Below are 20,543 nucleotides of genomic sequence, written 5' to 3'. Positions count from 1 at the left end.
ACGCACAGCCGTGTTGCCGCGAACGCGGTCTGGCCTGCAGTTCACGTGGAATGAGGGGCCCAAGCCTAGCCGAGCAACGCCCGCGCGGTGTCTTCGTCGGTGATGAGCCCGTTGACCAGGCGGCGGCGGAGGGCCGCTCTGATCGCCTCGACCTTGTTGCCGCCTTTGGCGGCGGCGATCACGAGCGCGTTGTCGCGGTCGGGAAGACGCGCGCTGGCGACCCGCTCATTGATCATGCCCTCGATCACCCGGCCTTCGGCGTCGAAGGTCCAGCCCAGGATCTCGCCCACGGCGCCGACGTTCTGGAGCGCCTTGAGCTCATCGAGCGTCACGAAACCGTCCTCGTAAAGCGGTGCGCTGGGGCCCAGATCGCCAACGCCGACGATGGCGATCTGCACCTTTTGCGCGAGCGCGAGCGTGCGGCCGATGCCAGCCTGCTCGTGCAGAAGCGCCCGCTCGCCAGCGCTTGCGGCGATGACGGGCAGCGGCATCGGGAAGCTCGGCGCGCTCACCTTGTTGGCGAGGTTGAAGACGACGTTATAGAAGGCGGCGGACCCGTCCGGGGCGATGTTGCCGGCCAGGGATACGATGAAATGATGAGGGCAATCGATGAAAGAGAGCTGCTCGACGGCAGCCTTCAGCGTTCGGCCCGTGCCGATGCCCATAGTCACCGGATCGCTCGCCGACAGGATTTTCTCGATCCGCGCGGCGACAGCTTCGGCAATTCCCAGCGTTGTGTCCGGATGGCCGGGATCGGAGGGCACCACCTCGACCTCATCAAGACCGTAGGCGGCCTGCAGGCGTGCGGCGTAGTCCATGCACTGGGCTATCGGGTGATCGAGCCGGACCTTGACCAGCTTTTCGCTCACCGCCAGAGACACCAGCCGCTGGGCGGTCTGGCGCGAGACGCCGAGCTTGGAGGCGATTTCGTCCTGGGTGTTGCCGGCCACGTAGTAAAGCCAGCCCGCACGCGCGGCGTCGTCGAGCTTGGTTTTGTTGATGTCTTTTGTTTTGCCGGACTCGGGTCGGCGGGCCATTGGCGATCCTCCCAGGCGGACCTTTATACATTGCCAAGGCACTTTGACCAGACGGTGCGGACTATTGCTGGCGCTACCCCGTGCGTTTTGAGGCGAGCGCCTCGCAGATGGCCGCCCGTGCGATCGCGAGGTCGCGCGACAGCGTGTAGCGCTCGATATCGTCAAGATCTGAACGCTTTTGGCCATCCGCTGTTGTCGGCGTGAACAGGCCGGGCCGCATTGCGTGGGAGGCGCCGGGATCGCGGTTCGGGTGCGGGCCGATGAGAGACAGGTCGCCGCGCAGAACGTTAAAGAGCATGGGCATATCTTCGAGGCCAGATCGGGCGAGGAACCCGCCAAACCCGGGTGCAAGCGGCGGTTTGCCGAAACGGTAGAGCCAGATGGTCCGACCGCCCTGACCGATATGCGCCGTACGCGTTACCGGCCGGCCTCCGATTGCCACGATGACAACAATGACTAAAACGATGAACGGGGCAAAAGCGACGAGCGCCAAAAGGCCGACAAACCGGTCGATCGCGTGCTTGATTGCGAGTTGGAGCGCCCTGTGCGGTGCGGGCTGTCCCGATAAGACCGCAACGGCGCGGCGCCGATCGACCGTGTTGCGCCCCCAGGCGCCGGATTCACCAAACATGCCCCCTGCCCGCCATGCATCGAGAACTGCGGCACGGCATCTTCGCCTGCCGCCTAGGGAACTTTGCCACAAGTTTGAATAGGTAAATATACGGGTTCGTCGTCATCCCAACCCGGCGCACTCTTTGCACAGGCAGACCGATGGCGACGTTTCAAGCCATTACATTGTAAAGAAAAGGATATCCTCTACCGTCATCCATGTTATCCCCGCAGTTTTCAACAGGCTGGCTTGACGCTGTGGAAAATCACGGACAGCGCGATTGCCACTTTACGGCGTTGCCGATGTTCATATGAACACCTATTGATATTTGGAGAAGACGGACCGGAACGCACCGGAGACACCTTTCTTGGCCGAACCTCATATCCCCGAAGCCAATATCACCATTATTGCCGAAACATTCAGGCTCCTGGGCGATCCGACGCGCCTCAAGATCCTGCTTGTTTGCCTTGAGGGACCGCGCCCGGTGGGTGACATTGCGCAGGCCGTGGACGCTTCGCAGTCGCTGGTCAGCCACCATTTGAGACTCCTGCGCGCCGCACGCCTGGTGGTGGGGACGCGCAAGGCCAAGCAGGTAATCTACGAGGCGGCCGACGACCATATCCGGCACATGCTCGCGGACATGATCGCGCATAGCGACGAAGAGCCCGACGCGCCGGATCATTGACAGATCAAAGGTGCTGAATACGATGGCGCCAGCGCTCCAGGATGGACAACATGCCACCGGCAAGGTCTTCAGCATTGGCGCTTTGGTAGATGTCCGGCGTGATACCCTGCTGCGCGAGGAGCGCGACGGCCTCGGCCAGTATCGCGTTGAGAATGTAGACCCCCGCGATCGTCGATGTCGGACCCATGCGCGCGTTGCGGCCGGGGATATCGAGACCGGCGTCGCCATAGTCCCCGCCATTGTCGATGGCGATGTCGCATACCTCATAGAGCAACTGTCCGGACGAGTGGCGGGACTGCGACTTTGTGGAGTGACTGATCGAGGTGATCGCTACGGTCGTTAGACCCCTATCGCGGGCAGCGAGCGCCATTTCGATTGGGTAGGCGTTGCGGCCGGAATTGGAGGCGATGAAAAGCACGTCGCCTTGCGAGAGATTATAAGAGGGGAGGACCCGCGCCGCCCTCCCCTCTTCGCGCTCCAATAGCGTGGAGCGCTCCGCCCCCTGGTGTAGCATCAACTCAGGATCGAGAATGGCCTGCGCCGCCGCGATCCCGCCGGCCCGGTAGAACACTTCCTCGGCCAGCATATGCGAGTGGCCCGATCCGGCGACGTGGATGAGCCCGTCCCGTGCGAGCGTGTCGGCAACCGCTTTGACGGCCGCGTCCAGCGCCGCCGCCTGACTCGACAGCACATCGTCGATCAACCCGACGATGCGGTCGCGATAAATGAAACGGAGCTGGCCCATCTGTTGCTATTCCATTCCTAGTCCGGCCCGCTCCTGCGCCGCAAAAGCGTTTACCCCGTAATTTCCCCGACATACTTGTACCGGTCGCCCCGATACCAGCTGACCGCATCCTCGACAGCACCACCGTCAGGGCCGTATCCAACCTGATCGATCCTGAGCACCGCCGCGCCCTCGGGTACGCCGAGCAGTACGGCAAGCTCGATGGAGGCATTGACGGCCTCGATCGTCTGCAATGTGCGCCGCGGCCGGGCATCGTGCGCGTCCATACGTTCGTACAACGACCCAACCCCGTCATAGTCTTCGCCCACCGAGCTCACCGGCACGATGGCGCGCTCGTAACAGAGCACCTCGCCGCCGGCCTTCCGCAACCGCGCCAGCGTCAGGGTGCGCGTGCCCAGGGGAAGCCCGGTCCTGAAGGCGGTGTCGGACGGCACCGGCCCGATCGTGAGTTCAAGCACTTCCGAGGACGGCTGCAGTCCGCGCAGCCGAATGTCCTCGGAAAAGCCCGATAGGCGCGACAGCGCCTTGGAAATCCGCCCCGTCACCACCGTCCCCGCGCCTGGACGGGTGTGAACGAGGCCCATTGCGCCCAATTCCTTGAGGCAATGGCGCAGGGTAGAGCGCGATACGTCCAATCGCGCGGCGAGCTCCCGTTCGGACGGCAAGGCTTCACCTGGCGTCAGCAGGCCTTCATTGATGACGCCTGCCAGCGCGTTTCTCAGCCTATCGGCCAGAGGTCCGTGCTGACCCGCCATTTTCGCCGAAACCGCGTCGAACACGGCTACAATGCCCCCCAAAGTCGCTCTGGATTATCTCCATTCATATGACATTGGTATGACTTCGGTATGCGACAATCAAGCGAAAATGGCGCAAAATTTGGAACTACCTAGTTACTAGACATAATTCTGAAAACCAATAACATACCACATGGGACCCATGTCTCTGCACCAAAGGGGGAAGACATGAAATCGCTGACCATCAGCATCGCCGTCGTCGCCGTTCTCACCGCACCCGCCATCGCCCAGACCGAATTGCGCATCACGCATTCGATGACCGGCGGCTCCAACCGCGACGCGCTCGATCAGATCATCGCCAATTTCGAAGCCGAGCATCCCGACATCGCAATCGAGCAGATCGTCTTTGACGACGATCTTTATTCGGGCACCGGGCTGATAACGCAGCTCCAGAGTTCGAGCGTTCCCGACATCTATTTCCAATGGGCCGGATATCCTGTGCTGCGCGACGCGGACGCGGGTTATGCGATGAACCTGTCGGACGCGCTGGCCGAAGACGGCTGGAAGGACAGCTTTCTTGAATCGGTCTGGACCGAAGGCGCGGGCACGCTGGTCGATGGCGAAGCCTATATGGTGCCCATGTCGATCGATCTGACGAACACGATTTGGTACAACACCGCGATGTTCGCGGAACATGGCCTCGAACCCCCCGCAACCTGGGACGAATTTATCGCCCTGATCGAAACGCTCGCCGCGGCCGGGGAAACGCCGGTCATCGAGGGCAATTCCGAGCTCTGGCCGCTGGGCAACTGGGCCTCGCACATCGCGTCGCGCGTGGTGCCGGTCGAAGAATACGAGGCCGCGTTCAATCAGGACGGTCCGTTCAATACGGCAGGCTTCACCCGCGCGCTCGAGCTGATCGACCAATTGCAGGAAGCCGGCGCCTTCAACCGCGACCTGCAGGGACTGGGCGCCGACCCGGCCATGGCCGGTTTCTTCCAGGGCGCCGCGGCCATGCACCCGATCGGGTCATGGCTCATCGGCTCGGCCTCGGAACTGGCCGACGAGGGTTTCGACTACGACCAGTTCGATACACCGATGATCGATCCGGACCATCCGCTCTCCGACAGCGTGATCGGCACGGTGACCGGATGGATCGTTCACGACCAGAGTGCGAACAAGGACGCGGCGATTACCTTCCTGAAATTCTTCACATCGGAGGAAAGCCAGACCATCTGGGCCGAAACCGGAGCATTGCTCAGCCCGGTCGCCGGCGTCAACGACAGCGCAGATCTCGACGAGAAAACCCAGTCGGTCGCAGCGATGATCGCGGAAGCCGGTTCCATGGTGCCGCCGCCGGACACGACCTATCCGGTGCCCGTCGCCGAGGCGTTCTATCAGGCCGCGGCTTATGTGGCGGCGGGCGAGCGGACACCCGAAGAGGCACTCACCTGGCTCGACGAAACCATAGCCGCGATGGGGCCGCAGTAGCCCAAGTGCCGCAAAAACCACGGGAAGACCGCACAGCACCATTGGCGTCCGGCGCCGCGAACCTTCTTTTCGTGGCTCCGGCGGTTGCGCTTTTTGGCGGGTTCGTGCTCTTCCCGCTGGCCTCGGCGGTTTATTATGCCTTCACCGTCTGGAACGGGTTTTCGCCGCCGCAATGGGTCGGGTTCGCGAATTTCCAGCGCGCGTTTGCCGACCTCACGCACCTTTTCGCCTACGTGCACGTAACGCTCTATATCCTCGGGACCCTCGTTTTCGAGGTCGCCTTCGGGCTCATGATGGCGGTGCTGCTCAATTCGGACCGGCGCGGGTTCGGGGTGATGCGCGGGATGTTCTTTTCGCCCATGGTGCTCTCGATGACCGCGGCGGGGGTGCTGTGGGCCTTCGTGCTCGACTATCGCACGGGGCTCTTGAACGCGACGCTGCGCGCAATCGGGCTCGACGCCTTCGCACAACCCTGGCTGAGCCAATCGAGCACGGCTCTTTTCGCGATCATGATCGTTTCGGGCTGGAAATTTTCCGGGCTTTATATGGTCATCTTCTTTGCCGCGCTGCGGCGCATTCCGCGCTCGATCTACGAGGCGGCTCGGCTCGACGGGGCGGGGCCGTTCGCGCAGTTCTTCTCGATCACCCTGCCGCTTTTGCGCCAGAACCTGCTCGTTTGCATACTGCTTGCGGTGACCGGCGGGTTCGCAGGGTTCGATCTCTTTTTCATTCTCACCAATGGCGGGCCGTTCGGCGCGACCGAGGTGCCCGCCACCTGGATCATCAAACAGGCCTTCGACCAGAACCAGCTCGGCTATGGCACGGCGCTTACGGTCATTCTCGCCGTCGTCGTGATGAGCGTTGCGATCGCCTACCTGCATTTTTCGGAGCGAGCGCATGTCACACGCTACTGAGCGCCGGCGGACGCCCGGAGAATGGCTACAACTTGCGGTTGCCGCCACGGTCGTTTTGGCGATGTTCTACCCCACGGTCTGGATGGTGCTTTCCGCGTTCAAATCCAACCGCGAGATCTTCGCGGCGCCCTTCGGGTTGCCGATGGACTGGCGCTGGGAGAACTTCGCCGAAGCGTGGGAGGTCGGCGGGCTTGGAGAACTCTATCTCAACTCGGTGATCGTGACGGGTACCGCTGTCGTCATCTGCGTGGGCTTCGCCACGGCGGCGGCCTTCGCGTTCACGCGGCTCGAATTTCCGGGGCGCCGCGCGCTTTACCGCATCATGCTGATCGGGTTGCTGCTGCCACCGCCGGTCGTCGCGATCCCGCTGTTTTCGCTTTTGCGCGACCTTAACCTTCTCAACACGCTCTGGGCCCTGATCCTGCCGGGGGCGGCGTGGTCGCTCTCGCTCACGGTCTTTCTGATGTCGTCCTATTTCAATTCGGTCCGGCCCGATATGGAGGAGGCCGCGCTGCTCGACGGCGCCAATATCTGGCAGATATTCCTGACGGTTTCGGTCCCCATGGTCTGGCCGGCGATGCTGACCATGGTGATCCTCAACACCATCAATATCTGGAATGAGCTGATCTTCGCGCTGTTGTTCATCACCGACGAGGACAAGCGCACGCTGCCGGTGGGGCTGGTGCGGTTCTACGGATATCACAGCACCGATTACGCGCTGGTTTTCGCGGCGCTGACGATCACGACCATTCCCATTCTCGCCCTTTACTTCCTGCTGCAGCGCCACGTGATCGCGGGGCTCACCGCAACCGCAATGGAGTAGACCGATGCTTTCGGGTGTCATCGAGGGATTTTATGGGAAAGCCTGGACCCCGGCAGAGCGGGAAACCATGCTCGACTGGATCGAGAGCGCGGGGATGAACTGCTTCATTTACGCGCCCAAGGACGACGTGCATGTGCGGGCGCGATGGCGCGTGCCCTACGACCAAGCGATGTGCAAGGGGTTGGTCAACCTCAACACGGCCGCGCGCAAGCGGGGGATCACGTTTTTCGTGGCCATCGCACCGTGCCTCGACATCACCTATTCGGACCCAGCCGAACTGACCGCGCTGACGGCACGCATCGACCAGTTGCTTGCGCTGGGCATCCGCGACTTCGTTCTGCTTTTCGACGACATTCCCAGCGCCCTGCCGATCAAGGATGTTCCGCATTTCAAATCCTTCGCCGCTGCCCAGGCGCATGTCGCCAACGCGATACACGCGCATCTTTCGGTGCGGGACGGTGGGCAACTGCTCTTTTGTCCGACTGAATATTGCGAACGGTTCGCCGACGGCGACGTTGCGACTTCCGAATATCTGCGGACGCTCGGAGAAACGCTCGCGCCCGAGATCGGCGTCTTCTGGACCGGGCCCGAGATCGTCTCCGAAAAAATCACCGCAAGCCATATGAAAGCGGTCGCCGACGTCCTCGGCCGCAAGCCGGTGATCTGGGACAATTTCCACGTCAACGACTACGACGTCCGCCGTATTCATCTGGGGCCGCTTGGCGGGCGGGAACGGGGCGTTCTCAAACACGTGGCGGGTTATGTCATCAACCCCAACAACGAGTGCGCCGCCAATTTCGTACCCGTGGCGACCACTGGCCAGTTCCTGACCGACCCACACTATACGCCCGAGAGCGCCACTGAAGAGGCCATTGCCGCGTGGCGGTGCGCTTTTGCGCCGGCATTCGGGCCGCACCGGGAAACGCTGCCGGCGGCGGACATCGCCCTTCTCGTTTCGCTCTTCTATCAGCCCTTCGCATGCGGACCAGCGATCGAGGAGGCGCTGGCGCGGTTGCGGCGCATGCTGGGCGCGCGATGGCCCGACCCGATGGGCAAGCAGTGGCAAGGCGATCTTTGCGCCATGCGGGACCTGCGCGATCAGATCGTGATGGTCTTCGAAAGCCTGACCGAAATCGGAGATCGCAACCTGTTCCATGCGCTGCATCCTTACCTTTGGGAGGCGCGCGAGGAGATCACGCATATGGTGAGCTATCTCGAATGGCTCGACGAGGGGCCAGGGCCCGACGACGTCTTTCCCGGTCAGGACCGCATCTACAATTTCTACCGGCGGGGATTTTCCGCCGCGATCCAGGAGCTTTTGCGCCGTGACAGCAGCGGAAGATATTTTCATGAGCTTTGACTTGGGCCACGGGTTCACCCTGCGGTGGGCGAACGCGGGCGACCAGGATGCACTCAAGGCGATCTGCCTCAAGACCGGCGATGCGGGGGGCGATGCCAGCGCGATCGAGGACGATCCGGACCTGTTGGGGCTGATCTATGCGGTGCCCTATCAGGTGTTCGAGCCCGACTACGCCTTCGTTCTCGAAGATGCGGACGGCGTATGCGGCTATGTGCTGGGTGCGCCCGATACCGCTCGGTTCGAGAAGCGCCTTTTGACCGATTGGTATCCCCCGTTGCGGGCGCGGCTGCGCGATCCCGGGCCGGAGCGGTCCGGCTGGCACGGCAGCGACTGGGCGCGGTACCATATTCACCATCCGCCCGAACTTACGCACCCTGCGCTCGCCGCTTATCCGGCGCACGGACACATCGACCTGCTTCCGCGCGCGCAAGGGGCCGGGATGGGCCGGCGGATGATGGACATCCTGATCGGTCGGCTGAGCGCGGCGCATGTCCGGGGCCTCCATCTGGGCGTCGCGCCATCCAATGAGCGGGCGATCCGGTTCTACGAGAAGATCGGCTTCAGGCGTCTGCGCGGTGCGGACGTGCCGGATGCGTGCTGGATGGTGAAGGCCCTGCGCTAGGCGGAAGGCCGAAAGCTGGCGGTCTGCTCGACCTTATTGCAAATCGTTCGCATTTGCATTGACATGCGCGCGGGAATTCCATATCCCATCGAGATGACGACGAACCCGATAGAGGAAATACCGCCGCCATGTCTCTTGCTCGAACTCTTCTCGCCTCCACCATTCTCGCCGGCACCGCCGGTGTGCCGCTGAACGCCTCCGCACAGGACGCACCGCTCAACGTGGTCTCGACCATTGGCATGATCGCCGATGTCGCCTCCAATGTGGGCGGGGAATGCGTGGATTCCATCGCGCTTATGGGCCCGGGCGTCGATCCGCACCTTTATCAGGCCACCGCACGGGACGTGCAAACGTTCCAAGACGCCGAACTGATCCTATATTCGGGCTATTCGCTCGAAGGGCAGCTCGGGGACGTGCTCGAAAGGTTTTCCGAGCGCACGCCCACCGTAGCGATCTCGCCCGCGTCCATACCGCCGGCGGACCTGATCAGCGTGGAGGATATCTACGGGATCGATCCGCACCTTTGGATGGACGTTTCGCTCTGGGCCAAGATCGCACCGACGATCGCCGGGCAGATCGCCGAGCTGCGACCCGATTGCGCCGATACGGTCGCGGCCAATACGGACGCATATGTCTCGCAGCTCGAAGCGCTCGACGGGTGGGTCGAAGAAAGCATCGTTTCGATCCCCGAAGAGCAGCGCATTCTCGTGACGGCGCATGACGCGTTCAACTACTATGGGCGCGCCTACGGGATCGAGGTCGCGGGCATCCAGGGCATCAGCACCGAGTCCGAGGCCGGCATCGCCGATATCCGGGAGATGGCCGAGACGGTTTCGGCGCGCAACGTACCGGCTGTCTTTATCGAAAGCACGATCAATCCGCGGACCATTCAGGCGGTGATCGATGCGGCGGCGGAAGCGGGCCACAGGATCGAGATCGGCGGCGAGCTTTATTCGGACGCCATGGGCGAAGCCGGGACCGCCGGCGGGACCTATGTCGGGATGATCTACGAGAACACGCTGCACATCACAGAGGCCCTGGGCGGAACGCCGGCACCGCTGCCCGAGGCGCTTGCCGCGTGGGCCCGCGAGTGGGGCGTTGCCGAATAGGCCCCACTGACCGTATCTTCGAACGCACCGGAAGCGCGTGGCCATCCCAGCGCTTCCGCACGAACGTAAGGCACCTCACCTTGAGCCAATTGCACGAGCCCGATCTCGCCGTCCATGTCGAAGACCTGACGGTCAGCTATCACTCCAAGCCCGTTCTTTGGGACATCGACTTCGACGTGCCGCCGGGCGTGATGGCGGCGATCGTGGGGCCGAACGGGGCGGGGAAATCCACGCTCATCAAATCGATCCTGGGGCTCGTGCAGCCAACGGCGGGGCACGTGACGATCTTCGGGCGGCCCTATAAGGCGCAGCGGCGGCGCGTGGGGTACGTGCCGCAGCGCTCGAGCGTCGACTGGGATTTCCCCACCACCGCGCTCGATGTGGTGACGATGGGGCTGTACGGGCAGCTGGGGTGGCTGCGGCGGCCGGGGAAGGCCGAGCGCGCCGAGGCGTTCGCCGCGCTCGAGATGGTCGGCATGCAGGATTTCGCCGATCGGCAGATCAGCCAGCTTTCGGGCGGGCAGCAGCAGCGGGTATTCCTTGCGCGCGCGCTCGTGCAAGAGGCCGACGTCTACTTCCTCGACGAGCCGATGGCAGGGGTGGACGCAACGACCGAGCGGGCCATCGTCGATATTCTCAGGACGCTGCGGAACCAGGGCAAGACCGTGATCGTGGTCCATCACGACCTGCAGACGGTCAAGAGCTATTTCGACTGGCTCTTGATCGTGAACGTGCGCGTGGTGGCGCAGGGGCCGGTTTCGGAGGTTTATACCGCGTCCAACCTGCGCAAGGCGTATGGCGGCCAGATTGCGCTTCTGGAGGCCGAGACGTTCCTCGCCGAGAAACCACAGGGCGAGGTCGTGCCGATGAGCGGCGAGCGGACCTGATGGAATTCCTGCTCGACTATACGATCCAGAACGTCGCCATGGGGGCGGCGCTTCTGGGGATCATTTCGGGGGTGTTGGGCAGCTTTGCCGTGCTGCGCAAGCAGAGCCTTCTGGGCGACACGCTCTCGCACGCGGCGCTGCCGGGGGTGTGCCTGGGGTTCATCATCGCGGGGACGCGCGACATGGGTGCCATCCTCGCCGGCGCGCTCATAACCGGGGCGGCGGCGGCGCTCTTCATGCTGGTTCTGACCCGCAACAGCCGGCTGAAGACCGATGCCGGACTGGGCACGGCCCTGAGTGTTTTTTTCGCGCTCGGGGTCGTACTTTTGACCTTCATCCAGAACTCGGGCAACGCCGCGCAGGGCGGGCTCGACTCGTTTCTGTTCGGGCAGGCCGCCGCGATCCTGAGGAGCGACCTTTGGGTCATGGGCGGGGTGACGGTCGTCGCGCTGGCGCTGGTCGTCGTCTTCTGGAAGGAGTTCAAGCTCGTTTCCTTCGATCCGGTGTTCGCGCGCTCGCTGGGGTTACCCGTTATCGCGCTCGAAGTGGCACTCACGGTGATGATCGCGCTTGCGGTCGTCGTCGGGCTGCAGATGGTCGGGGTCGTCCTGATGGCAGCGATGGTGATCGCGCCGGCGGTCGCCGCGCGGCAGTGGGCCAGCCGGCTCGAAACCATGGTTGTGCTGGCGGCACTGATCGGGATGGCGTCGGGGATCCTGGGCGCGGTGATCAGCGCGCTCGGGCGCGGATTGGCGACGGGGCCATTGATCATTCTCGCCGCGTCCGCCGCCGTCATCGTTTCGCTCATGATCGCGCCGGGGCGCGGGCTCCTCTGGGAGGCGATGCGGCAGGCGCAGAACCGCAGGCGATTGCGCGGCGCGCGCGTCCTGACCACGCTTTATCGGCTCGCCGCGCATCACGACAATCCCGACTATCCCGCCGAAGAGGCGATGGTCGACGCCTATCACGGCGTGGGCACGACGCGCGTGCTCAAGCGGCTCGAGGCGCGCGGGCAGATCAAGCAGGTCCAGCACGCGCCGGAAATGACGCCGCACTGGGTGCTGACGCCTTCGGGCATTACCGAGGCCGAGCGGGTGCTTTCCGAACTGGGCAAGCAGGAAGGCTAGGCGATGCTGGCGGCTTTTTTCGACAACGTCCCCCTGATGATCATGCTGACCGGCGCGCTCGTGGGGATCGCGGCGACGCTTGTGGGTACCTTTCTCGTCCTGCGCGGCAATTCGCTGCTGTCGGACGCAATCAGCCATTCCATCGTGTTCGGGATCGTCGTCGTCTGGCTTCTGACCCGCCAGCAGAGCGGGCCGGTTCAAATCCTCGGCGCGGCGCTGGCGGGCGTTCTAACGGTATTTCTCACCGAACTCCTCGCGAATACACAGCGCGTGAAGAACGACGCGGCGATCGGGATCGTCTTTCCGGTGCTGTTTTCGATCGGCGTGCTGTTGCTCAACCTTTATGCGCGGGACGTCCATATCGACGAACATACCGTCCTTCTGGGCGAGATCGGCTTCGTCTGGCTCGACACCTTCGACCTCTGGGGGTTGCATATTCCCCAGTCGCTCGTCTGGATGGGCGCGATGACGCTGGTCAACCTTGCCTTCGTCACGCTCTTTTACAAGGAACTCAAGCTTTCGACCTTCGATGCGGCGCTGGCCAAGGCGCTGGGGTTCGCGCCGGGCGTAATTTTTTACGCGCTGCTGGCGCTGACGAGCGCAACAGCGGTTGCGGCGTTCGACTCTGTGGGCGCGGTGCTCTTCATCGCCTTCGTGATCGTACCGCCTTCGGCAGCCTATCTTCTGACCGACCGGTTGTGGCTGATGCTGGGGCTGGGTTCGCTCGTCTCCATACTTTCGAGCGTCTCGGGCTACTATCTCGCGGTTGCGCTCAATGTTTCGATCGGCGGCATGATGGCGGTGATGACCGGCGTCTTCCTCTCGCTCGCGTTCCTCTTCGGGCCGCGATACGGGCTCATCGCGCAGGTCCTGCGGCGGCGCAACCAGGCCTATGTCAACGAATGCCGCACGCTTGCGGTGCACCTATACAACCACGAAGGCGGGCCGGAAGCCGGCGAGGAGAACGTTGCGGCGGCGTTGCGCGAGCACCTGCTGTGGGGTGAAGCGAAGGCCCGGAACGTTCTCCTGCGCAGCTACGATCAGAAGCTCATCGAGCGGCAGGGCGAGCTTCTGGCGCTCACGCCGCGCGGTCGGGCGCTGGCGCGGGAGATCCTGGAGCCTTGGGCACAGGGGACCGGCACGCAAACCATGCGGTAGCGTCAACCCGCCGCCTCGGCGGCAAGGCAACCTTCGATCCATTTGCGGAACTGCCTGATCTTGGCGGATTGACCTTTGACCTCGGAATGGACCAGCCAATAGGCGTAGCCGCGCGAGGCGAGGATATCGAACGGCTGGACCAGGAGACCTGAAGCCAGCTCCTGGGCAAAAAGCGTGGGCTCGAGAATGGCGGCGCCCTGCCCCGCGATCGCGGCGCGGCCGGCGAGATGCTGGGAGAGGACCTGCAGGCCACGGCCGGTCGGCACCTCGGCGCCGGGCACGCCGGCGGCGTCGAACCAGATGGCCCACCAGTCGTCCGTAGGATCGATGAGGGGGAGCTTGAGGATATCGGCCGGGCTGGGGTCTTTCCCCAATCGCCCGAGAAGCTCGGGCGCGATCATCGGGCAGAAGGCGACGTCGCGCAGTTTGTGCGCGCGCGTACCCGGCCAGACGCCCCTGCCCGCCCGGATACCAACGTCGACAGGCTCGAGGTCGAAATCGACCAACTCGGTCCTGATATCGAGGCGGACGACGATGTCGGGATATTGCGCCTGAAAATCACCCAGTCGCGGAACCAGCCAGTTGGTACCGAAAGAGGTTACGGCGCTCACGGTCAACACGCCGTCGTCCGATTGCTTGAGGGCGGCAATGCCGTCGCGCATGGCGTTGAAGCTGCGCGTGACGATGGGCGCAAGGCGGGCGCCGGCCTCGGTCAACTCCACCTTGCGCTTGCGCCGGTCGAAAAGCCTTACGCCGAGACGCTCCTCCAGGAGCTTGACCTGATAGCTGACGGCGGCTTGCGTCATCGCGAGCTCGTCTGCCGCAGCGGTGAAATTGAGGTGGCGCGCGGCCGCCTCAAAGGCGCGGATGGCGCTGAGGGGAGGCAGGTTATCCATAAATCCACCTTATGGATGTCGATGGATTTTAGTTGGACCCGAGGCACGCGGCGTTGTCAACTCAAGGCACTAAAAAGGAGTGACGATCATGTTCGACAGCTCTATACCCCAGATGCCTTACATCGGCGCAATGTCCAAGGTTTTCCGGCTTTTCCGGAACCCGGTCCGGCTGCAACACACCCGTAAATTCGAGGCCCTGCCGGGCAATGGCTGGCTGCGCCACGATATCGGGTTGCCCGCGGAGCCCGACGCCCGTCCACGCCCCTATCTTTATCGATAACCAGCAGCCCTCTTCGGCCGCGGTCTGGATCGTGCCTTGTATCGAGGGAGCGGGTCATCGCTCCCAATCGTGGCGCCGAAACCAGCGCAACGGCAAAGGCCGGCAGGGGTTGCAGGTTGAATTATGGCGGAGAGAGAGGGATTCGAACCCTCGAGACGGTTGCCCGCCTACACGCGTTCCAGGCGTGCGCCTTCGACCACTCGGCCATCTCTCCGCATCGGCAGAGCCGTGCGCGCACGGCCTGCTCGTCGGGCGTCCCCAGGAACGCCGTGTGCCCGATTATCCGGGTTTGACGCCGATGTGAAGAGTACGGAAGCGATTTTCGCGAAAAATTCGGTGAGACGGGCTTCGAAACATGGTCTGCTTTGCCTTGTGCCGGCGGACCGCCGGCGCCCGGCGCGCGCGTAAACCATTCTAACGCTTAGGATTTGATCTTAAGTCGAGGCATGCCTAAATGCTCGGTGTGCCCGCGGCGCGGCGGGCCCCGTAAGGGTATGGAGAACGCATGCGGGTTTTTTTTCGGATTGTCGGTCTTGTCTTTCTGGCGCTGGCGCTGATCCTGCTGGTGGCGGACGGCACACGCATGCTGGCAGCGAACGGGTATGTCGCCACGCCCTTGGGCAACTGGATCGCGCAGATCGCCCCCCTGACGCTCGAAAGCGCCCGCACCGCCGTTCAAGAAAACGTGCATCCCTTGCTCTGGGACCCGACCCTGACCACATTACTGGCGTGGCCGGGCTGGGCCGTGCTGGGCGGTATCGCCATTATCTTCCTGCTTCTGGGGCGCTCGAAAACGCGCCGGCGCACTGTCGTCAGCATCGACCAGCTCTAGCCTTCTCCAACGCGGAGCCGGCGCATGATCTTTTCGCTTTTTTCCAAACCCGACACCTTGCCCGACCGGGAGAACGCCCTGCCCGGCCGCGCGACCGAAATGGCGGTTGCGCGCGAACATTTCGTTTCCGGGCGGCCGCTCAAGGGCCCCTATCCCGAGGGATTGGAGACGGTCTATTTCGGGCTCGGGTGCTTTTGGGGCGCCGAGCGGCTGTTCTGGCAGCTGCCGGGCGTCCACGTCACCGCCGTTGGCTATCAGGGCGGGGTGACGCCCAACCCGACCTATGAGGAGGTCTGTTCGGGCATGACCGGGCATACCGAAGCGGTCAAGGTCGTCTACGACCCCGAAGCGGTTTCGCTCGAGACCCTGCTCAAGACGTTCTGGGAAGCGCACGACCCAACCCAGGGCATGCGGCAAGGGAACGACGTGGGCACGCAGTACCGCTCGGCGATCTATACGACATCCGATGCGCAGCTTGCCGCGGCCAAGGCGAGCCGGGAGGCCTATAACCGCAAGCTCGAAGCGGCAGGGCGCGGGACGATCACGACCGAAATCGCACCCGCCGAGCCGTTCTATTTTGCCGAGACCTATCACCAGCAATATCTCGCCAAGAACCCTAACGGGTATTGCGGGCTCAAGGGCACGGGCGTCGCCTGCCCGATCCCGGCAAACGCATGACCCTGTTCGACCGCGCGCAGTTCGAGGCGATGATTGCCGCGCTGCCCGCGGTCGAAATCGTGCACCAGTGGGGCGATGCCTCAGTGGGAAAGGTCGGCGCGCCAGGTAGCGGCAAGATTTTCGCGATCCTTTCGAGCTGGTCCACCGAAGCCCCGGCGATCGCGTTCAAGTGCTCGGATATGAGCTTTGAGATGCTGCCGACGCTCGACGGCGTCCGGCCGGCGCCCTATCTTGCGCGTGCCAAATGGGTGCAGGTGCAACCCGGGAGCGCGTTGAGCGAGGACGACATCCGCGCCTACATCACGCAGGCCCACGGGCTTGTTGCCGCAAAACTCACGCGCGCCGTGCGGGCACAATTCGGGCTCCAGAGCCGCTTGCATCGGGGACCGGACCGAGCATAATCGCGCGAGCTGACCGGGAGGCGCGATCCATGAAGCCGATCTTTCTTTTTCTTGCGGTGCTGATCGCCGGCGCCGTGCTGGCGTCCTGCGCCACGCTTTCGGAGGCCGAGTGCCAGACGGGCGACTGGCGCTCGATCGGGATCGCCGACGGGGCGAACGGCCGGCCCGCGAGCTATGTCGACAAGCATATCTCGGCGTGTTCTGAATATGGCATCACGCTCGACCGGCAGTCCTACGAGGCCGGACGGCAATGGGGGCTTACCCATTATTGCCGGCTCGACCGTGCCGAGGAGGCGGGACGGGACGGGGACACCTATTACGGGGTCTGCGAAGGCGAATTAGGGGTGAGCTTCCAGCGGGTCTACGCGGCAGCCAGGGAGGTTTACGACCTCGAGGCGCAATACAATTCCGCCGAAAGCGAGCTCGACAGCCTGATCGATCAGATCGCGCAGGAGGGGCTGACAGACGGCGAGCGGCAGGCTCTGAGGCTGCGGGCGATGCTTCTGCAATCGGACCTGCGGCTGGCGCAGAACCGCATCAGCACCGCCGAACGGCGGCTGGCCGATATCCGGCGGATTGAGGAGCAGCGGCTGAGCCGTCTTGGCATTTCCTACTAAGACACAAAAAAAGGGGCCGGGAACCGGCCCCTTTTTCTGCCTCTGGAGAGACGGCGAGCGTTATGCGCCGGGCTGCTTGACGATGCGCAGGTAGGGGCGCACGGCATTCCAGCCCTGGGGGAATTTTTCCTTGGCCTGCTCGTCGGACACTGCGGGGACGATGATGACATCCTCCCCGTTCTTCCAGTTGACCGGAGTAGCCACCTGGTGGTTGGCGGTCAGTTGCAGGCTGTCGATGACGCGCAGAACCTCGTCGAAGTTCCGGCCGGTCGAGGCGGGATATTCGATCTTGAGCTTTACCTTCTTGTCCGGCCCCACAACGAAGACCGAGCGCACGGTCAACGTGTCGTTGGCATTGGGGTGGATCATGTCATAGAGCTTTGCGACCGTCCCATCGTCGGCGATCAGCGGGAAGTTGAGCGCCGCGCCCTGGGTCTCCTCGATATCCTTGGCCCACCCGGCGTGATCTTCGAGCTTGTCGACAGAAAGCCCGAGCACCTTGACGCCGCGCTTTTCAAACTCGGGCTTGAGTTTGGCAGTGTAGCCCAGTTCGGTGGTGCAGACGGGGGTGAAATTCTTCGGGTGCGAGAACAGCACCGCCCAATGGCCGTCGATATAGTCGTGGAAACGGATAGGACCTTCGGTGGTCTGGGCTTCGAAATCGGGGGCGGTATCGCCGATCAGGATGGGCATAACAATACTCCTTCTTGGATAGCGTGGCGTTGCCGTTAGCCTCCCGGTCGCCGCGCGCTGCCATCCCATCATATGGTGATCGGGCGTGGCGAAGCCATCATGACACCGGGAAACATTTTGGCCTTTATCCGGGTTTAGGCGCGAGTGCGTTGCCACAATCGCGGGCCGATGCGCAAATCGGTGTCAGACGCGGTCGGTGTGGCCGAGATCGCGATCGGGATCAATATGATCGCGGACGATCTGCTTTAGGGTTTTGACGTCAGGAAAGCCGCCGTCGCGCTTGCGTTCCCAAACCAGCGCCCCATCGATGGCGATCTCGAATATGCCACCGGTTCCCGGAACCAGCGCGACACTGCCCAGATCCGCGCCGAAGGTCGAAAGCAGTTCCTGGGCCATCCAACCCGAGCGCAGGAGCCAGTTGCATTGGGTACAATAGGTGATGGCGATCACGGGCTTACCGGTCATCGAGGAGCTCCGAAAGGCTTGAACTGGACAAGGACAGGGTTGCCTTCGCTAAGGTAGGTGATCAAACTGGACCGTGCCGCCACGACCCATGCGGCGCGACAATAACGATTTGGAGATCGAGGGAAAATGCACAAGTTCAAGATTGTCGACCGCAAGGATGACCAGTTCGGCGTTCAATTCCTCTACAACAGCGAAATCATGGTCTGGTCGGAAAGCTACAAGGCGAAATCGAGCGCGACCAACTGCATCGATTCGCTCAAGAAGAACGCTCCTGGGGCGGCGATCGTCGACTTGACCAAGGATGAAGAGGGCAAGGGCTACCGTTTCGAAATCGCACCGTCCAAGAACGGCGAGTTTTTCGTGCGCTTCGTTGCGTCCAATGGCGAGACGATGGTGATCTCGGAAACCTACACAGACAAGCGCAACGCCATCAATTGCGCCGCCTCGATCCAGAAGAACGCGCCGGACGCGCCGGTCGAAACGTAATCAACCAGGCCTTTCACCTGTGAAATCGAACTGGACCGGAGCCCCGGTCCGGTCATAGTGTGACGCGGTTGGCCCGCCGCATGGTGCAAGCCGTGCGCGGGCGGGCCGGATTTGCTTTTTGGGGAGCTCGAAGACCATCATGAAGATTTTCACCCGCCTGCCGCTTGCCGGCGCCCTGTTGGCCGGCCTTGCCATATCCGCCAATGCTCAGGAGCTTCCGGACCTTGGCGGCCGCACGATCGTTGCGGTGACCGAGAACGCTTATACGCCGCTCAACTTTGCCGATCCGGAGACCGGCGAAGGGATCGGGCTCGAATACGACCTCTTCAACGAAATCGCCAACCGGCTCAATGCCGAGGTTCAGTGGGAGCTCGCGAGCTGGGACGTGATGATCCAGGCCGTGCGCGAGGGGCAATACGACGTCGGTATGGACGGCATCACGATCACCGAGGAACGTGCGACGCAGATCGATTTTTCCGATCCGTACCTAACCAGCGAGCAGTTCATGTTGGTGCGCGCGGATGAGGACCGGTTCGCAACGCCCGAAGAGTTCGCCGCCGACGAGAACCTGTTTGTGGGCGCCCAGGCCGGGACGACCAATTTCTACGTCGCCGTTTACGACCTCCTCGATGGCGACGAAGCCAATCCGCGCATCAAGCTCTTCGAGACCTTCGGGGCTTCGGTAGCCGCGCTCGGCGCGGGCGACGTCGATACGGTGCTGATGGATGCCACCTCGACTGCCGGGTATATGGGCGCCAATCCTGGCGCGTTCAAAGTCATCGACCAGCCGATGGGCACCGAGCAGTTCGGTTTCATCTTCACGCCCGGGTCCGATCTTGTCGAACCCGTCAATGCGGCACTGGCGCAGATGCGCGAGGACGGCACGTTGGCCGAGCTCGAGCAGAAATGGTTCTTTGATTATAACGCGGCGCAGTAGCGCGCCCGCGCGATGCGTACCGAGCCGCGGCGGACCTCCCGCCGCGGCATCTTTTTAGGCCCGCGATGACGACCTTTCAAAAGCCCCGCGCCAATCCCCACCGCAAGCGCCGCGACATCATCCCCTACTGGCTGCTGGCCATCATTCTGCTCGGCGTCATTTTAGGCTGGGCGATCGTGGCGGATAGCGATTACCGGCAGATCTGGCGCACGCTTTCGGGCGGCGTGATCACCACGCTCTACGTGACCTTCATCGCGTTTGCGCTGGCGTGCCTGCTGGGACTAGCGGTGGCAATGGCGCGAACCTCCTCGGTGCGGGTACTGCGGGAAATCGCGACGTTCTATACCGAGATCGTGCGGGGTATACCGATCCTCGTCCTGCTCTTTTACGTCGCCTTCGTCGGAGCGCCGGCGCTGGTGGAAGCGTTCAACTGGGCTGCGTCGCCGCTCATCGATGCGGGGGCCATGCCGGCGCTGACGGTGCGCAATTTCGACCTCACCTGGCGCGCGATCTTTGCGCTGACGATCGGGTATTCGGCGTTCATCGCCGAGGTGTTCCGGGCCGGGATCGAGGCGGTCGAGAAAGGGCAGATCGAGGCGGCGCGCTCGCTGGGGCTTTCGCGCTGGCACACATTCCGGCTGATCATCGCGCCGCAGGCGATCCGGACCATCCTGCCGCCGCTGGGCAACGACTTCGTTTCGATGATCAAGGATTCCGCGCTTGTTTCGGCGCTCGGGGTGCAGGACATCACCCAGCTGGGCAAGGTCTATTCGGCCTCGAGCTTCAAATTTTTCGAGACCTACAATGTGGTCGCATTCCTTTACCTCACCATGACGATCTCGCTTTCGCTTCTGGTGCGCGCGCTCGAGCACAGAATGGCGCGTGGGCGGCAAGGCGAGCGCTAGCGCGTAAATTGCCCTTTAACATCGAGGTTGACCGTGGCGCTGGGCCTGCCA

The 20,543-nt window shown here is 63.0% G+C and carries 25 protein-coding genes and 1 tRNA gene; 18 read left to right on the top strand and 8 right to left on the bottom strand.

Annotated elements, in window-relative coordinates; translation table 11 throughout:
* Positions 1–65: 65 nt before the first annotated feature.
* Both LSG43_RS02660 and LSG43_RS02655 read right to left on the bottom strand, forming a co-directional pair.
* The gene (locus LSG43_RS02660) at positions 66–1,037 is read right to left on the bottom strand and encodes a sugar-binding transcriptional regulator (RefSeq protein WP_231801073.1); all 972 of its coding nucleotides are present in this window, start codon (positions 1,035–1,037) and stop codon (positions 66–68) included.
* 73 nt (positions 1,038–1,110) lie between these two features.
* Positions 1,111–1,668 (bottom strand): sugar transferase, encoded by a 558-nt coding sequence (locus tag LSG43_RS02655; RefSeq protein ID WP_231801071.1) that lies wholly within the window; start codon positions 1,666–1,668, stop codon positions 1,111–1,113.
* Positions 1,669–2,014: 346 nt separating this feature from the next.
* On the opposite strand from LSG43_RS02655, the gene LSG43_RS02650 reads away from it, so the two are divergent.
* Complete coding sequence (locus LSG43_RS02650) at positions 2,015–2,332, top strand: ArsR/SmtB family transcription factor (RefSeq protein ID WP_231801069.1); 318 nt, start codon at positions 2,015–2,017, stop codon at positions 2,330–2,332.
* Positions 2,333–2,336: 4 nt separating this feature from the next.
* Here LSG43_RS02650 and LSG43_RS02645 read toward each other — a convergent pair whose 3' ends face one another.
* Positions 2,337–3,077 (bottom strand): SIS domain-containing protein, encoded by a 741-nt coding sequence (locus LSG43_RS02645; RefSeq protein WP_231801067.1) that lies wholly within the window; start codon positions 3,075–3,077, stop codon positions 2,337–2,339.
* A gap of 50 nt (positions 3,078–3,127) precedes the next feature.
* Positions 3,128–3,874 (bottom strand): GntR family transcriptional regulator, encoded by a 747-nt coding sequence (locus LSG43_RS02640; RefSeq protein ID WP_304622642.1) that lies wholly within the window; start codon positions 3,872–3,874, stop codon positions 3,128–3,130.
* A 165-nt stretch (positions 3,875–4,039) separates the two neighbouring features.
* On the opposite strand from LSG43_RS02640, the gene LSG43_RS02630 reads away from it, so the two are divergent.
* From LSG43_RS02630 to LSG43_RS02590, 9 genes are all read left to right on the top strand, one after another.
* A complete protein-coding gene (locus LSG43_RS02630; protein ID WP_231801063.1) occupies positions 4,040–5,302 on the top strand; it encodes an ABC transporter substrate-binding protein in 1,263 nt (420 codons plus the stop codon).
* A 41-nt stretch (positions 5,303–5,343) separates the two neighbouring features.
* Positions 5,344–6,216, top strand: a complete 873-nt coding sequence (locus tag LSG43_RS02625) for a carbohydrate ABC transporter permease (RefSeq protein ID WP_231801062.1) — start codon at positions 5,344–5,346, stop codon at positions 6,214–6,216.
* Positions 6,200–7,039 (top strand): carbohydrate ABC transporter permease, encoded by an 840-nt coding sequence (locus LSG43_RS02620; protein ID WP_231801061.1) that lies wholly within the window; start codon positions 6,200–6,202, stop codon positions 7,037–7,039. The genes LSG43_RS02625 and LSG43_RS02620 overlap by 17 nt, the downstream gene beginning before the upstream one ends.
* 4 nt (positions 7,040–7,043) lie before the next feature.
* Positions 7,044–8,399 (top strand): beta-N-acetylglucosaminidase domain-containing protein, encoded by a 1,356-nt coding sequence (locus LSG43_RS02615; RefSeq protein WP_231801060.1) that lies wholly within the window; start codon positions 7,044–7,046, stop codon positions 8,397–8,399.
* Entirely contained in the window at positions 8,389–9,021 is a 633-nt protein-coding gene (locus LSG43_RS02610) for a GNAT family N-acetyltransferase (RefSeq protein WP_231801058.1), read from the top strand. The genes LSG43_RS02615 and LSG43_RS02610 overlap by 11 nt, the downstream gene beginning before the upstream one ends.
* Positions 9,022–9,149: 128 nt before the next feature.
* Positions 9,150–10,130 carry a metal ABC transporter solute-binding protein, Zn/Mn family gene (locus LSG43_RS02605; protein WP_231801054.1) on the top strand — a complete coding sequence of 327 codons (981 nt, stop codon included), beginning with the start codon at positions 9,150–9,152 and terminating at the stop codon, positions 10,128–10,130.
* Positions 10,131–10,210: 80 nt separating this feature from the next.
* Positions 10,211–11,017: a metal ABC transporter ATP-binding protein gene (locus LSG43_RS02600; RefSeq protein WP_231801053.1), complete on the top strand. Its 807-nt coding sequence runs from the start codon at positions 10,211–10,213 to the stop codon at positions 11,015–11,017.
* Entirely contained in the window at positions 11,017–12,144 is a 1,128-nt protein-coding gene (locus LSG43_RS02595) for a metal ABC transporter permease (protein WP_231801052.1), read from the top strand. Before LSG43_RS02600 ends, LSG43_RS02595 begins: the two co-directional genes overlap by 1 nt.
* 3 nt (positions 12,145–12,147) lie before the next feature.
* Positions 12,148–13,302 carry a metal ABC transporter permease gene (locus tag LSG43_RS02590; RefSeq protein WP_231801050.1) on the top strand — a complete coding sequence of 385 codons (1,155 nt, stop codon included), beginning with the start codon at positions 12,148–12,150 and terminating at the stop codon, positions 13,300–13,302.
* A gap of 2 nt (positions 13,303–13,304) precedes the next feature.
* Here LSG43_RS02590 and LSG43_RS02585 read toward each other — a convergent pair whose 3' ends face one another.
* Positions 13,305–14,198 carry a LysR substrate-binding domain-containing protein gene (locus tag LSG43_RS02585; protein WP_231801049.1) on the bottom strand — a complete coding sequence of 298 codons (894 nt, stop codon included), beginning with the start codon at positions 14,196–14,198 and terminating at the stop codon, positions 13,305–13,307.
* Positions 14,199–14,286: 88 nt separating this feature from the next.
* Between LSG43_RS02585 and LSG43_RS02580 the strand changes: the two genes are divergently transcribed.
* Positions 14,287–14,478 carry a hypothetical protein gene (locus LSG43_RS02580; RefSeq protein ID WP_231801046.1) on the top strand — a complete coding sequence of 64 codons (192 nt, stop codon included), beginning with the start codon at positions 14,287–14,289 and terminating at the stop codon, positions 14,476–14,478.
* Between the two features lie 124 nt (positions 14,479–14,602).
* Here LSG43_RS02580 and LSG43_RS02575 read toward each other — a convergent pair.
* Positions 14,603–14,692 (bottom strand) — tRNA-Ser (locus tag LSG43_RS02575).
* A gap of 291 nt (positions 14,693–14,983) precedes the next feature.
* Between LSG43_RS02575 and LSG43_RS02570 the strand changes: the two genes are divergently transcribed.
* From LSG43_RS02570 to LSG43_RS02555, 4 genes are read left to right on the top strand one after another with little or no spacing between them, the layout of a single operon-like run.
* Positions 14,984–15,310, top strand: coding sequence for a hypothetical protein (locus tag LSG43_RS02570; protein ID WP_231801045.1), 327 nt, complete (start codon positions 14,984–14,986; stop codon positions 15,308–15,310).
* 24 nt (positions 15,311–15,334) lie between these two features.
* A complete protein-coding gene (gene msrA, locus LSG43_RS02565; RefSeq protein WP_231801044.1) occupies positions 15,335–15,988 on the top strand; it encodes a peptide-methionine (S)-S-oxide reductase MsrA in 654 nt (217 codons plus the stop codon).
* Positions 15,985–16,389: an MmcQ/YjbR family DNA-binding protein gene (locus LSG43_RS02560; RefSeq protein ID WP_231801043.1), complete on the top strand. Its 405-nt coding sequence runs from the start codon at positions 15,985–15,987 to the stop codon at positions 16,387–16,389. Before msrA ends, LSG43_RS02560 begins: the two co-directional genes overlap by 4 nt.
* Positions 16,390–16,418: 29 nt before the next feature.
* The gene (locus LSG43_RS02555) at positions 16,419–17,006 is read left to right on the top strand and encodes a DUF2799 domain-containing protein (protein WP_231801042.1); all 588 of its coding nucleotides are present in this window, start codon (positions 16,419–16,421) and stop codon (positions 17,004–17,006) included.
* A 60-nt stretch (positions 17,007–17,066) separates the two neighbouring features.
* Here the strand turns inward: LSG43_RS02555 and LSG43_RS02550 are convergent, their stop codons facing one another.
* Both LSG43_RS02550 and LSG43_RS02545 read right to left on the bottom strand, forming a co-directional pair.
* The gene (locus LSG43_RS02550; RefSeq protein WP_231801041.1) at positions 17,067–17,699 is read right to left on the bottom strand and encodes a peroxiredoxin; all 633 of its coding nucleotides are present in this window, start codon (positions 17,697–17,699) and stop codon (positions 17,067–17,069) included.
* 183 nt (positions 17,700–17,882) lie between these two features.
* Positions 17,883–18,164 carry an Rdx family protein gene (locus tag LSG43_RS02545; protein ID WP_231801040.1) on the bottom strand — a complete coding sequence of 94 codons (282 nt, stop codon included), beginning with the start codon at positions 18,162–18,164 and terminating at the stop codon, positions 17,883–17,885.
* A gap of 126 nt (positions 18,165–18,290) precedes the next feature.
* Here LSG43_RS02545 and LSG43_RS16670 point away from each other — a divergent pair, with 126 nt between their 5' ends.
* From LSG43_RS16670 to LSG43_RS02530, 3 genes are all read left to right on the top strand, one after another.
* Positions 18,291–18,650 (top strand): YegP family protein, encoded by a 360-nt coding sequence (locus LSG43_RS16670; RefSeq protein ID WP_439651991.1) that lies wholly within the window; start codon positions 18,291–18,293, stop codon positions 18,648–18,650.
* Between the two features lie 139 nt (positions 18,651–18,789).
* A complete protein-coding gene (locus tag LSG43_RS02535) occupies positions 18,790–19,587 on the top strand; it encodes a transporter substrate-binding domain-containing protein (protein ID WP_231801039.1) in 798 nt (265 codons plus the stop codon).
* Between the two features lie 65 nt (positions 19,588–19,652).
* A complete protein-coding gene (locus LSG43_RS02530; RefSeq protein ID WP_231801038.1) occupies positions 19,653–20,492 on the top strand; it encodes an amino acid ABC transporter permease in 840 nt (279 codons plus the stop codon).
* Positions 20,493–20,543: the final 51 nt, after the last annotated feature.

The sequence above is a fragment of the Pelagibacterium xiamenense genome, from assembly GCF_021166475.1.
In the GTDB taxonomy this organism is placed as follows: domain Bacteria; phylum Pseudomonadota; class Alphaproteobacteria; order Rhizobiales; family Devosiaceae; genus Pelagibacterium; species Pelagibacterium xiamenense.
Note: the sequence above shows the minus strand (reverse complement) of the source record. Positions and strands in the feature narration are given on the sequence as shown.

Bases quoted from the DNA above. Each gene is read 5' to 3' on its own strand.
- LSG43_RS02660 (WP_231801073.1), bottom strand. From the start codon at position 1,037: ATGGCCCGCCGACCCGAGTCCGGCAAAACAAAAGACATCAACAAAACC.
- LSG43_RS02655 (WP_231801071.1), bottom strand. From the start codon at position 1,668: ATGTTTGGTGAATCCGGCGCCTGGGGGCGCAACACGGTCGATCGGCGC.
- LSG43_RS02645 (WP_231801067.1), bottom strand. From the start codon at position 3,077: ATGGGCCAGCTCCGTTTCATTTATCGCGACCGCATCGTCGGGTTGATC.
- LSG43_RS02630 (WP_231801063.1), top strand. From the start codon at position 4,040: ATGAAATCGCTGACCATCAGCATCGCCGTCGTCGCCGTTCTCACCGCA.
- LSG43_RS02620 (WP_231801061.1), top strand. From the start codon at position 6,200: ATGTCACACGCTACTGAGCGCCGGCGGACGCCCGGAGAATGGCTACAA.
- LSG43_RS02615 (WP_231801060.1), top strand. From the start codon at position 7,044: ATGCTTTCGGGTGTCATCGAGGGATTTTATGGGAAAGCCTGGACCCCG.
- LSG43_RS02610 (WP_231801058.1), top strand. From the start codon at position 8,389: ATGAGCTTTGACTTGGGCCACGGGTTCACCCTGCGGTGGGCGAACGCG.
- LSG43_RS02605 (WP_231801054.1), top strand. From the start codon at position 9,150: ATGTCTCTTGCTCGAACTCTTCTCGCCTCCACCATTCTCGCCGGCACC.
- LSG43_RS02595 (WP_231801052.1), top strand. From the start codon at position 11,017: ATGGAATTCCTGCTCGACTATACGATCCAGAACGTCGCCATGGGGGCG.
- LSG43_RS02590 (WP_231801050.1), top strand. From the start codon at position 12,148: ATGCTGGCGGCTTTTTTCGACAACGTCCCCCTGATGATCATGCTGACC.
- LSG43_RS02585 (WP_231801049.1), bottom strand. From the start codon at position 14,198: ATGGATAACCTGCCTCCCCTCAGCGCCATCCGCGCCTTTGAGGCGGCC.
- LSG43_RS02580 (WP_231801046.1), top strand. From the start codon at position 14,287: ATGTTCGACAGCTCTATACCCCAGATGCCTTACATCGGCGCAATGTCC.
- LSG43_RS02570 (WP_231801045.1), top strand. From the start codon at position 14,984: ATGCGGGTTTTTTTTCGGATTGTCGGTCTTGTCTTTCTGGCGCTGGCG.
- msrA (WP_231801044.1), top strand. From the start codon at position 15,335: ATGATCTTTTCGCTTTTTTCCAAACCCGACACCTTGCCCGACCGGGAG.
- LSG43_RS02560 (WP_231801043.1), top strand. From the start codon at position 15,985: ATGACCCTGTTCGACCGCGCGCAGTTCGAGGCGATGATTGCCGCGCTG.
- LSG43_RS02555 (WP_231801042.1), top strand. From the start codon at position 16,419: ATGAAGCCGATCTTTCTTTTTCTTGCGGTGCTGATCGCCGGCGCCGTG.
- LSG43_RS02550 (WP_231801041.1), bottom strand. From the start codon at position 17,699: ATGCCCATCCTGATCGGCGATACCGCCCCCGATTTCGAAGCCCAGACC.
- LSG43_RS02545 (WP_231801040.1), bottom strand. From the start codon at position 18,164: ATGACCGGTAAGCCCGTGATCGCCATCACCTATTGTACCCAATGCAAC.
- LSG43_RS16670 (WP_439651991.1), top strand. From the start codon at position 18,291: ATGCACAAGTTCAAGATTGTCGACCGCAAGGATGACCAGTTCGGCGTT.
- LSG43_RS02535 (WP_231801039.1), top strand. From the start codon at position 18,790: ATGAAGATTTTCACCCGCCTGCCGCTTGCCGGCGCCCTGTTGGCCGGC.
- LSG43_RS02530 (WP_231801038.1), top strand. From the start codon at position 19,653: ATGACGACCTTTCAAAAGCCCCGCGCCAATCCCCACCGCAAGCGCCGC.